At 40.8% G+C, this 12173-nt stretch carries 11 protein-coding genes; 7 read left to right on the top strand and 4 right to left on the bottom strand.

The features are described from left to right. The coding region (locus H5200_RS21730; RefSeq protein ID WP_182762580.1) for a methyl-accepting chemotaxis protein at positions 1-1506 on the bottom strand (1506 nt) is incomplete at its 3' end. Between the two features lie 169 nt (positions 1507-1675). Then, positions 1676-3073 (bottom strand): asparagine--tRNA ligase, encoded by a 1398-nt coding sequence (gene asnS, locus H5200_RS21735; protein WP_182718872.1) that lies wholly within the window; start codon positions 3071-3073, stop codon positions 1676-1678. A 287-nt stretch (positions 3074-3360) separates the two neighbouring features. Between asnS and H5200_RS21740 the strand changes: the two genes are divergently transcribed. Then, the gene (locus H5200_RS21740; protein ID WP_145233300.1) at positions 3361-3795 is read left to right on the top strand and encodes an AAA family ATPase; all 435 of its coding nucleotides are present in this window, start codon (positions 3361-3363) and stop codon (positions 3793-3795) included. Positions 3796-3849: 54 nt separating this feature from the next. Here H5200_RS21740 and bioA read toward each other — a convergent pair whose 3' ends face one another. After that, the gene (bioA, locus tag H5200_RS21745; protein WP_182718871.1) at positions 3850-5139 is read right to left on the bottom strand and encodes an adenosylmethionine--8-amino-7-oxononanoate transaminase; all 1290 of its coding nucleotides are present in this window, start codon (positions 5137-5139) and stop codon (positions 3850-3852) included. Positions 5140-5234: 95 nt separating this feature from the next. On the opposite strand from bioA, the gene bioB reads away from it, so the two are divergent. The 5 genes from bioB to htpX all read left to right on the top strand — a co-directional run bounded on the left by bioB (position 5235) and on the right by htpX (position 10005). Continuing rightward, positions 5235-6275 carry a biotin synthase BioB gene (bioB, locus tag H5200_RS21750; RefSeq protein WP_182732094.1) on the top strand — a complete coding sequence of 347 codons (1041 nt, stop codon included), beginning with the start codon at positions 5235-5237 and terminating at the stop codon, positions 6273-6275. A gap of 55 nt (positions 6276-6330) precedes the next feature. Next, positions 6331-7485 (top strand): 8-amino-7-oxononanoate synthase, encoded by a 1155-nt coding sequence (locus H5200_RS21755; protein ID WP_182762582.1) that lies wholly within the window; start codon positions 6331-6333, stop codon positions 7483-7485. After that, positions 7482-8300 carry a methyltransferase domain-containing protein gene (locus H5200_RS21760; RefSeq protein ID WP_182762585.1) on the top strand — a complete coding sequence of 273 codons (819 nt, stop codon included), beginning with the start codon at positions 7482-7484 and terminating at the stop codon, positions 8298-8300. Before H5200_RS21755 ends, H5200_RS21760 begins: the two co-directional genes overlap by 4 nt. Before the next feature lie 18 nt (positions 8301-8318). Continuing rightward, entirely contained in the window at positions 8319-9002 is a 684-nt protein-coding gene (gene bioD / locus H5200_RS21765; protein ID WP_182762587.1) for a dethiobiotin synthase, read from the top strand. A 139-nt stretch (positions 9003-9141) separates the two neighbouring features. Further along, positions 9142-10005: a protease HtpX gene (gene htpX, locus H5200_RS21770; RefSeq protein WP_182762589.1), complete on the top strand. Its 864-nt coding sequence runs from the start codon at positions 9142-9144 to the stop codon at positions 10003-10005. 72 nt (positions 10006-10077) lie between these two features. Here the strand turns inward: htpX and gloA are convergent, their stop codons facing one another. Beyond that, the gene (gloA, locus tag H5200_RS21775) at positions 10078-10605 is read right to left on the bottom strand and encodes a lactoylglutathione lyase (RefSeq protein ID WP_182762591.1); all 528 of its coding nucleotides are present in this window, start codon (positions 10603-10605) and stop codon (positions 10078-10080) included. A 776-nt stretch (positions 10606-11381) separates the two neighbouring features. Here gloA and H5200_RS21780 point away from each other — a divergent pair. Beyond that, a complete protein-coding gene (locus tag H5200_RS21780) occupies positions 11382-12014 on the top strand; it encodes a hypothetical protein (protein WP_182762592.1) in 633 nt (210 codons plus the stop codon). Positions 12015-12173 lie beyond the last annotated feature (159 nt).

Below are 12173 nucleotides of genomic sequence, written 5' to 3' on the forward strand. Positions count from 1 at the left end.
GTGTTTGCCATTTACATAAATGGGTACTGATAGGTCATGTAAAATTTCACCGGTATCACGTTTATAGGTTTGCAATAAAAAGCTCTCAGTGTGGCTACCACAGCGGCTGCCGGTGGCATCGTTGAAAATACGTTTAGTGCGGTTATTCACTAAATCTTGTTGGTAATTGCCAGTTAATGGCTGGCTGTAGCGCTTATTGTGGGTAGGGAAGTAACCTTTTTTGTCTACGGCACCAGCAAAAAGAATTTTGTCATTTTCAAGGGTAGGCTCTTGAATTGGCGGTAAAATTTTATCGGTTAAAGTATCGTATGGTGTTGTATATTTTGTGGGGTTAGTATTTTTAATTGCTTGATATTCTTGTGAGAACAACTGCTTTTCAGTTAATTGCTTCGTTTCTAGCAACTCATTAAATTTTACCGCGATTGCATTGCTTGCCGTTGTTGCGGCATTGAGTATAGGCTTAAAAAAGGCATTGTGTTCAACTTTACTGAGCTCTCTAAAGATGGTTTCAGATCCTATCGATAACATAGCTGCTTGTGATGAAATTGAGTTACCTTTGGTTGCTATTTCAGCTAGCAAGTGGCTGATACTTGATACAGAGGTATTTATTTGTGTGGTTGCTTGTTGAAAAGCAGATACTGCTTGCTGCATGTTTTCTAAGGTTGATGATGAGTCTGTAATATCATGATTTATTGTTAAAAATGCTTGGGTAACATTTTCGAGTTCGGTTTTCACTTCATCACTTTGTAAAGAAACCTGTTTCATATCATCATTTGTTTGCACGCTATTAGTATTGATCTCAGTTAGCATCTGTGCAATTTGTTTAGTGGCTTGATTGGTTTTATTGGCAAGATTACGTACTTCATCGGCAACTACAGCAAAGCCTCTGCCTTGTTCACCCGCTCGTGCTGCTTCTATGGCGGCATTTAATGCCAGTAAATTAGTTTGCTCAGCAATGGTTTGAATAACTTGGGTAATGCTTTGAATATCAGTTGCACTTTTTAACAATAAATCTAACTTACTTGCGACGTTAGTAATTGAGTTAGACAACGAATCAATTTGTTGTGTGGCTATTTGCAAGCGTTGCTCTGCTGATGTTGATGCCTGAGATGTTTGCAACATTGCTGCATTTACGATGGTGATACTATTAGTGAGTTCACTACTGTTATGGGATAACGCCTGTGTTGCAGCGCTAACCGATTCGCTTTCACTGTAACAACCATCAATCTCTTTAGTTAGGCTATCTACATAGAATCCGACTTCTGCTGCACCAATTGCATTTTGAGAGGTTGCCACTGTGATGTTTTGAGCAACATTGCTGAGTTGGGGCTGTTTATTAATGTCTGACGCAGGGTTTGGTTTTTTGTCAGTTAACTTGGCTGTAAAAGCGAATAGAGCAGTAAAAATTGCAATGATTAGCGCCGCGACTATCGATAGTTGCTCGAAGTAATATAGAAAACCAATACTGACAGCGAAGAGTGTATAGCATAGCGATTTTAAATTCATTCCATTGACCTTTGTTGAGTTGTAATTTTCAGTCTTAAATATAAAGCACAGAAAATCAATTAATAAAAGGTCTAATAGGGAAGTCGACTGATTGACTTAGCAAACAAAAAAGCCAACCCTAAGGTTGGCTTTTGCAGTAATCTATTGCAGTAATGAGCATCAACTCATTTTAGTAAGTTGCACTGCCTTTGGTACGTGGGAAGGCAATAACGTCACGTACGTTGCCCATACCAGTTACATAGGCAACTAAACGTTCGAAACCTAAGCCAAAACCAGAGTGTGGTACTGAACCGTATTTACGTAGGTCGCGATACCAGCTGTAGTCTTCTTTGTTTAAGCCCATTTCTTCTAAACGTGCATCAAGTACATCAAGACGTTCTTCACGCTGTGAACCACCAATGATCTCGCCAATACCTGGTGCTACAACGTCCATTGCAGCAACGGTTTTGCCGTCTTCATTTTGGCGCATGTAGAATGCTTTAATATCACGTGGGTAGTTTTTAATAACCACTGGTGCTTTAAAGTGCTCTTCTGCTAAGTAACGCTCGTGCTCAGATTGTAAGTCAACACCCCATTCAACGGCGTATTCAAATTTCTTACCACAGCTTTTAAGAATTTCTACTGCATCAGTGTAATCAACTTGTGCAAAATCTTTCTCAACAAATTCTTCTAGGCGCGTGATAGCTGTTTTCTCAACACGTTGAGCAAAAAACTCCATATCATCACGACGTTCTTCAAGCACCGCTTTGAACACATACTTAAGCATGTTTTCAGCAAGTTTGGCGATATCTTCTAAATCAGCAAACGCAACTTCTGGCTCGACCATCCAAAACTCTGCCAAGTGGCGAGAAGTATTTGAATTCTCTGCACGGAAAGTCGGGCCAAAAGTATAAATTTTTGACATCGCTGAGGCGTAAGTCTCACCATTTAACTGACCTGATACAGTAAGGAATGCTTCTTTACCGAAGAAGTCTTCGCTGTAATCAACATCGCCTTTATCTGTACGTGGCAAGTTTTGCATATCAAGCGTTGATACGCGGAACATTTCGCCTGCACCTTCACAGTCACTTGCGGTGATGATAGGGGTGCTGATCCAGTAATAACCTTGCTCATGGTAGAAACGGTGAATAGCTTGCGCTAAACAGTTACGTACACGTGTTACCGCACCAATCATATTGGTACGTGGGCGAAGGTGAGCGTGCTCACGTAAATACTCAATGCTGTGGCGTTTTGCCGACATTGGGTATGAGTCTGGGTTTTCTACCCAACCAAGTACCTGTACGCTATTTGCTTGAATTTCGAAAGATTGACCTTGGCCTGCTGATTGTACTAAAACACCAGTAACTGACACAGAGCAACCGGCTGTTAGGCTAGTAACTTCATCATAATTATTTAGTGAATTAGGTACTACCGCTTGAATAGGATCAAAACACGAACCGTCATGAACGGCTAAAAATGAAATTCCTGCTTTTGAATCGCGGCGTGTACGGATCCAGCCTTTAATTGTTACTTGGCTGTCTACCGCAACCTTGCCTTTTAATAGCTCTGAAATCGCTAAGTGGCTCATCTTCACTCCAATGATATAAGTTGCCTACATTAATATGTGCGCTATTGCACTTGAACGGTGTATCTTACCTTTGAATGTAAAATAAAAAAACATTCAAAAGTAACTCTTTGCTTATTCTTTTGCATTTTTGTGGTTTTTTGTCGTTTAAAACCTAGAACTTTAATTTTTTGTGATAAGAAACAACTTAGATCAAAATTTAAAGGCGATTTTCACTGCGATAAAAACGGGTTTTGTGGCATTATATGCAATTACGATATTTAAACTAACTTGCTAAACATATAGGTATTATGAAACAAGTCTTTATTTTACGTGGTTTACCAGGGTGTGGTAAGTCTTATTATGCGCAAAACCTAGCCGATGAAATGGTAGCGGGCGATCAAAGCCAATACTTAATTTGTTCGACCGATGATTATTTTTATAATGAGCAAGGGGAGTATCAGTTTGATAAGTTCAAACTGTCGCAATACCACAATTTAAATTTAGCTCGTTTTATAAATGCGTTAGCGCAAGAAATCCCACTTATTATTGTTGATAATACTAACATCAAGAAATGGGAATTTATTGCTTATAGCCAAGCCGCTGTTGCACTAGGCTACCAAGTTAAAGAAGTGATTGTGGGTGAAGTAAAAGACAAATCAATGCAACACCTGTACGCCAAACGTAATAGCCATAACATTCCACTGAAAATGATCAGCAAAATGGCTTATATGTTTGAGTGGTAATAATTACCCAAATTACGATTAGGTTGGGTAATTATTTGGGGTCTTGATGATATGCTAATAATGTTTTCCGGCAATTGCGGCGTAAATGGCGTTAGCTAATGTGGTGATATCGCCTGAACAACTAATATACGGTGGCATTAAATAGATAAGCTTACCAAAAGGGCGGATCCATACATTTTTACTAACAAAGAAAGCTTGTATCTTTGCTACATCGATAACAGTATCGAGTTCAACCACACCAATTGCTCCTAACGTTCTTACATCAACAACATGCTCAAGATCATTACAACGGTGTAATGCTTGCAGCGCATCGTTTAGGTGGGCTATTTGTGCTTGCCAGTCTTGCTCAAGTAATAAATCAATACTCGCACAAGCCACTGCGCAGGCCAATGGATTGCCCATAAATGTTGGGCCATGCATTAATACCCCAGCTTCACCTTCGCTGATACCAATGGCAATTTTATCTGTGGTTAATGTTGCAGATAACGTCATCATGCCACCTGTGAGTGCTTTACCTATGCATAAAATATCTGGCTCAATATCAGCATGTTCTACGGCAAATAGCTTACCTGTGCGGCCAAACCCTGTGGCTATTTCATCACAAATTAATAATACACCGTAACGATCGCATAGTTCACGCACGGTTCTTAAATACTCAGGATGATAGAAGTTCATTCCCCCTGCATTTTGTACAATTGGCTCGATGATAAAAGCTGCAACATGCTGATGATGTTCTTCGAAATACTGTGCAAGGTGGTGTGCTTCTTGTTTATCGAACTGTTGTCCAAACTGAGTCTTTGGTGCAGGCACAAATACATGCTCAGGTAAAAAGCCTTGATATAAAGAGTGCATAGAATTAATAGGATCACATACGCTCATCGCAGCGAAGGTATCGCCATGATAGCCTTTATAAGGCGTCATCAGTTTTTGTTTGCTGGTTACTCCTTGACTAAGCCAATATTGCAAAGCCATTTTTATCGCCACTTCAACACTTACCGAGCCGCTGTCGGCTAAAAATACTTTTTGCAACTTACTCGGGGTTATTGCAACCAGCTTTTTACAGAGCTCTACTGCTGGCTGGTGGGTTATGCCACCAAACATTACATGGCTCATTTTATTTATTTGGGCGTGCATCGCTTCATTTAAAACCGGATGATTATAGCCGTGAATAGCACTCCACCATGAGGCCATACCGTCAATAAGTTGCTCCCCCGTTTCTAAGTGAATAATATTGTGATTTGCATGCGTAACGGGGTAAACCGGAATAGGTTGAGTCATTGATGTGTAGGGGTGCCAAATGTGCTGACGATCAAAATCAAGGTCTATTGTTTGTTTTATGTTCATATGTAAACTTTAACTAAGTGAGCTTCGTTGACAATGGTACGGCAATACGTATTCTAAGCCAATAACACCAAGATCAAAAAATAAAAGAGAGTATTATGGAGCTTGCAACAGTTCGACACGATTGGACCCACAGTGAGGTGAAAGCCTTATTTGAAATGCCATTTAACGATTTATTGTTTAAAGCCGCCTCTGTTCATCGCGCTAATTTTAATCCAAACGAAGTACAAATTTCTACGTTGTTATCTATTAAAACCGGTGCTTGCCCAGAAGACTGTAAATATTGCCCGCAATCGGGGCATTATAAAACTGATTTAGAGCGCGAACGCCTGCTAGAAGTAGAAAAAGTGGTAGAGCAAGCGCGGTTAGCAAAACAAAAAGGCGCCACTCGTTTTTGTATGGGGGCCGCATGGTCAGATCCAAAAGACAGAGACATGCCATACATTTCGCAAATGGTAAAAGAAGTAAAAGCCCTTGGCCTTGAAACCTGTATGACTTTAGGCATGTTAAATAACGAAAAAGCCCATGAACTGCGCAGTGCAGGGCTTGATTACTATAACCACAACCTCGACACCTCACCTGAGTACTATGAGCAAATTATATCAACTCGCACCTTTCAAGACCGTCTTGATACTATAGGTAATGTACGAGACGCTGGTATGAAAGTCTGCTCGGGCGGTATTGTGGGTATGGGGGAGCAAGCAAGCGATCGTTATGGGTTATTAATGCAGTTAGCTAATTTACCCCAGCAGCCCGAAAGCGTGCCAATTAATATGCTAGTAAAGGTAAAAGGGACACCGCTTGAAAATGTTGATGACTTAGATCAGTTTGAGTTTATTCGTACCATTGCCACAGCACGTATTATGATGCCACACAGTTATGTACGTTTATCAGCAGGACGTAATGCGATGAATGAGCAAATGCAATCAATGTGCTTTTTTGCAGGCGCAAACTCTATATTTTATGGCGATAAACTATTAACAACAGAAAATCCAGAAGCCGATGCCGACATGCAATTAATTAAAAAGCTTGGGATGAACCCAGAAACACGCCACGATTATTCAGATGAAGCCGTTGCTGCGTCTTTGTCATCGCAAGTGGCCGATAAAGCAACCGCAGAATTGTTTTACGAAGCGTAAAGTGCTCAGTACTATGGTAATGGTTTAAAGTATCGCGTTGAAGGTTAAAGCATTTATGTCATTTGAATTTATAAACACCCATTTAGATGAACGCAAAGCGCAGCAGCTCTTGCGTAAACGCTATGTAGTACAAAGCGCAACGGCGCGTACTATTACGGTTAATGATAAAACCTACCTTAACTTTGCGAGTAACGATTATTTAGGGTTTGGCGATTCGCCGGTGGAGTTAACCAGCGCGCCATTACTAGGTAGCCACAGCTCAGCATTAGTAACGGGTTATCAACAACCACAGCAAGCGCTTGAGCAAGCTTTATGTAGTGCTTTGGGTTATGAGGCAGGCATGTTGTTTAATTCGGGCTTTAGCGCAAATAGCAGTGTTATTAAAGCCTTGTTTCAAGATAAAGCGACAGCGCAACACAGTGCTATTTTTCAAGATAAACTCAATCACGCCAGTTTAATTGATGGCGCATTACACGCCAACGCAGCGTTAATACGCTTTAACCATAACGATATAAACCATTTACGCTCACGGCTAGAAAAATCAAAAGCGCGCAATAAGCTCATAGTGTCTGAAGGTGTGTTCTCCATGGATGGTGATACCGCGCCAATTAAAGCGCTATTTACCTTAGCAAAGCAGCATAACGCCTGGCTAATGATAGACGATGCCCATGGTTTTGGTGTTTTAGGAAAATCGGGGCTTGGCAGTTGTGAAGCCTTAATTGCAGCCGACACCATGCCCGATATTTTAGTGATCACCTTTGGTAAAGCGGTTGCTAGTAGCGGGGCGTGCGTATTAGGTTCGCGGCATTTTATAGATTACATGCTGCAGTTTAATCGTGATTATACCTACTCAACCGCTATGTCACCGTTTATTGCCGCTCATACTTTGGCGCGTATTAAAAGCATAAGAGACGCTAACGGCAAGCGAGCTAAATTAAACGCTAATATTGCGCTGTTTAAACGCCTAGCAAAAGAGCAGAACATTGCGCTAATGGACTCTAACACCGCGATTCAACCAATTTTTTTAGGCTGCGCCGAGCAAACGTTAAAAGCCAGTGAGCAACTAAAGCAGCAGGGCATTTGGTTAACGGCTATTCGCCCGCCAACTGTTTTACACAATACCTCGCGTTTGCGTATTACCTTAAGTGCAGCCCACACCCATGAGGATATAAAACAACTCGTTGGTAGTTTACAAAAGGTCATTTCATGATAAGCCCGCAGGCAATTAAAACTAAGCCACTTAGCCCTACAACTGTGTGTATAGCTGCTGAGGTTTTAAAAAAAACCACAGCGCATAACTTTTCAAAAGCAGCAAACAGTTATAGCCATCATGCTAATGTGCAAAAACAAGCGGCGAATGATTTATTTAAACTCATTACAGCAAACCCTAAAAAGCTCTGTGTTGACCTAGGCGCAGGGCCGCTTGTTAATACTCAGCCTTTAAAGGCATTATTTGGCCAAGTTGTTGCCATAGATTTAAGTTTTAACATGCTAAAAAGCAGTGCCTTAAACACCCCTAAACTGTGCGCCGATATGGATAACTTACCGCTGCAAGCTAACAGTATTGATGTGCTATTTAGTAATTTTGCGCTGCAGTGGTCTGCTAATTTTGAAACCTTAATGCACTCGCTTTACCAAGTATTAAAACCAGGCGGGCAAGCCTATATTAGTACGGTTGTTGCAGGGTCATTAAACGAGATCAAAACCGCCTTTGCAGTGCTTGATTCACATAATCATATTAATCAGTTTGCAAGCCATAATAATATAAACCAATCGGTCGAAAAGGCCGGGTTTAAGATCAACGCATCAAAAAAAGTCATCTATACCGATAAGCACAGCAGTGCATTAGCGGCTATAAAATCGATTAAAGCCATTGGTGCCACAGCACAAAATCATTCAACAAGTCGTCGTGGTTTATTAACCAAATCAGCGCTGCAAATAGTATGTGATGCCTATCCGCTTATAAACAATAAAGCCAATGTATCTTACCATGTAGTATTGTTATCATTAGAAAAAGCCCAGTAAAAATAATAAGGCCATGCCATGAACCAGTTTTTTATTACCGGTACCGATACCGACGCCGGTAAAACTCATGTAACCAGTTTGCTGTTAAAGTTACTCGCACAACATAAAAAGCGCGCAATAGGTTTTAAGCCGATTGCCTCTGGGTGTGAAATGGCATTTGAGCAGCTCGTAAACGCCGATGCGCTAATGCTAATGGAAAGCGCCACAGTCAGCGCTAAATACGACATAATTAACCCATTTGCATTTGCGCCGCCAATAGCTCCCCATATAGCTGCAGAGCAAGCGGGTATAAACATAACAGTAGAGAAGCTCAGCACGGCTTATCAACATGTTAAGCAACAAGGCGCCGATTACCTGTTAACAGAAGGCGCGGGCGGCTGGGCTTTACCTATTAATAATAACGAGTATTTATACGACTGGGTAAAAGCAGAGCAACTGCCAGTAATATTAGTGGTCGGGATGAAACTAGGCTGTATAAATCATGCATTACTCACTGCTGCACACATGCAAAGCTTAGGGATTAATTGTGTAGGGTGGATTGCAAACCAAGTTGATGCCACTATGGATGAATACCAAGCAAACCTAGATTCACTTAAAACACGTTTACCATTTCCACTGCTTGCCATTAGCCCATACACAGAGCAAACCCCTAAATTACAAATTTATAAAACTCTGCTTGAAAAATTATCGATAAATCCATAAATAACCCTTGTGTTGTGACATAGTTTGTCACAGAATAGCGCTGACGTTATGACATAGTGTGTCATAACGCAGTGATTGCTCAAAGCCGATCAAACATAGTAAATCGCTCAGCAATAAATGTTATTTTTGGAGAACTCGTATGAAACGTGTATTTTTGTTTTTATTAACTAACCTCGCGGTTATGTTGGTATTAGGTGTGGTGCTTTCAATAATAATGAGTGCGCTGGGCTTAAGCCATCGTAGCCTTGGCGGAATTTTACTAATTGCGACTGTATTTGGTTTTGGTGGATCGTTTATTTCGTTATTTATGTCGAAATGGATCGCCAAAAAATCAACCGGTGCGCAAGTGATCACCCAACCTCGTACCGAAACCGAACAATGGCTGGTAAGCACTGTGGCTGCTCAAGCTAAAAAAGCCGGTATTAACATGCCAGAAGTGGCTATTTACGACAGCCCAGAAATGAACGCGTTTGCAACCGGCCCGAGTAAAAATAATTCGCTGGTGGCGGTAAGCACGGGTTTATTACATAACATGAGCCAAGATCAAGCCGAAGCCGTACTGGCGCACGAAGTATCGCATGTGGCTAATGGCGACATGGTAACGCTAACGCTTATTCAAGGTGTGGTTAATACCTTTGTTATTTTTGCCGCTAAAGTACTGGCTGGCATTGTAGATAACTTTATCAATAGCGATGAAGAAGAGGGCGGCAGCAGCTGGACTTACTTCTTATTCGATATGTTATTCCAAATATTATTTGGCGTACTGGCAAGCATAGTGGTTGCTCATTATAGCCGTAAGCGTGAATTTGCAGCCGATAGCGGCGCAGCTCATTTGGTAGGCGCAGATAAAATGCGTTCAGCCCTTGAGCGATTAAAGCAAAACCACCCATCGCAATTAGAAGGCTCAATGATGGCCTTTGGTATAGCCAGTGGTAAAGGCATGGCTGAGTTGTTTTCATCTCACCCACCGCTTGACGCACGTATAGACGCACTACGTCGTTAAAAAAATCAAGTTTTTCACAGTACTTGTAACAAAAAGCCTGCATTTGCAGGCTTTTTTATGTTTGATGGTTTTTTATTGCGATTGAATAATGTCTGTAATGCCCTCTGGCGAGAGTATTTCAATCCAGTAACCATCTGGGTCTTTAATAAAGGCAAGGCCTTTCATTGAGCCGCCATCTGGCTGTTTTACAAACTCCACATCGTATTTAGCAAAGCGTTCGCACGCTGCATATACATCTGGCACGCTAATACCAATATGGCCAAAGCCTTTTGGTTCTTCATTACCACTGTGATAACCGCTAAAGCTGTCGTCGTTTTCAGTACCCCAGTTATGGGTAAGCTCAATCAGTGCAGGGCGGCGAAACACCCACTGGGTTTTTTGTTTATCATCGCCTTTAGGCATATCTTGCCCATAGCCTAAAAAGTACAAGGTAAACTCCATACCAGGAAAGTCGTACTTACCTAACAACTTCATGCCCAATACGTTTTCATAAAATGCCAGCGACGGTTTTGGATCTTTAATACGCAACATAGTTTGCTGCATCACATAGCCCTCAGTGGCTTGTGCAATTTGCTCTGGAGATTCGTTATAGCTAGACATGAAATAATCCTTAATAAAATGACTAAAAAACCTTAATGGATTTAAAAAGCCAGGGAATACGCACATCATAATCAACAGCAGCAAAAATTAAAACCACCGAGCTAAATTACTAGCCAGTGAGTTGAGTGTTTTATAAGCAAAAAATGGCGTATTTAGCGATACTGTTTATTAATACAGTGATGGTGTTTTGTCCAATAATATTATTAAAAGTCGTTTTGATGTATTTTAACAATAGTCATTTTATAGCCTACGTAATTACTTGTTTACATTAAACTTATTTAGTGGAATTATTAAGCAATGTAATATACGCCGTTTTGGGGTGTGATAACCCACCAAAGTGGTGTTCAATAAGCTGTTATGTGGCTTAAATACGTCTGCGGTACTTAATAATTAGTTCATCAAGAATTTGTGTGCATTGTGATAAGCCCGTGGAGAAATACTCGGAAGATTATGAGGTTTTCGAAAAGATGCATTGGCTATGTTTTCATTTAGTCTTCGAGCATGAAGGTGATCCTGATGTAACGTGCAATGACCCAGCTTGCCCTTGGTGGCATATAGAAGTTATGCGCAATAAACTGTCTGAATTAGGTGTTAGTCCTGATAGTGTAATCACAGAGGCAGTAAACAAAAAATGGAATCTATGAATCCGGCACATAACAAAGCAAGGCAATCTGACGTCTTACTCTCCACTTGTTTTTATGCGGTAAAATACTCGCATAAAAACAAGTTCCGTTTCATCCGCAGTTACTTGCGGCGTTAGGCAATTAGGAGTAAAAATGCAGAAATCCGATCAAGTGTCGTTGTATTTTTTGTCTGACTTAGAGAAGTTTAGGATCTTTGTCGAGCTATCAGAACGCCATTGGCGTGAAGAATTAACTACGTACAACGAATCTGATATAGAAATGAACGAGTCTGTTTGTTGGGATAGGTACAAGTATCGCAATGATTTAGGTGCGCATTTCCAAGAAGTATTTCCTCAATACCAGAAACAATCGTTTTTGCTTATGTTGGTATCGCTTTTTGAAGATTATCTTAATCAACTGTGCCACAGCTTTTATTTTGAAAAAGGTTTAAATTGTACTTTAAAAGATTGCAGTGGCTCAGGTATTGAGCGAGCAAAAAACTATCTACGTAAAGTCGCCAAAATTGAAGTACCTACTGGCACTGCCTCTTGGGGTAAAGTCGTCGAAGCAAGGGATATCAGGAACATCATTGCTCACAATGCTGGGCACTTAGACGAGGAGCTGCATAGAAAGCAATTTAGAATTGTTGCCAAAAACCTCAATTTAAATTCACATCAATTTGCTAGAGTCCACCTTGAAGTTACACAAGTGTATATCTTTGAAATTATTGACGCTATGACTAGTGTCGTTAATGAGCTCTGGCGTGAAACGACGGAAAATGCCTAACACATATGAGCCTAAACTCTGTCAATAGGCACTCGTATTCTTTTTGACCGTTTTTATAAATGGACGGTCAATTCTAAATCAATAAACAAATTCGTTTACTTCGTCTGTCGATGCGGCTGTTAAGCAAGTTGCTTACGGCAAACACATATAGAGGCTCTC

It is taken from the genome of Pseudoalteromonas sp. SG43-7, assembly GCF_014164295.1.
GTDB classification, from domain to species: domain Bacteria; phylum Pseudomonadota; class Gammaproteobacteria; order Enterobacterales; family Alteromonadaceae; genus Pseudoalteromonas; species Pseudoalteromonas rhizosphaerae.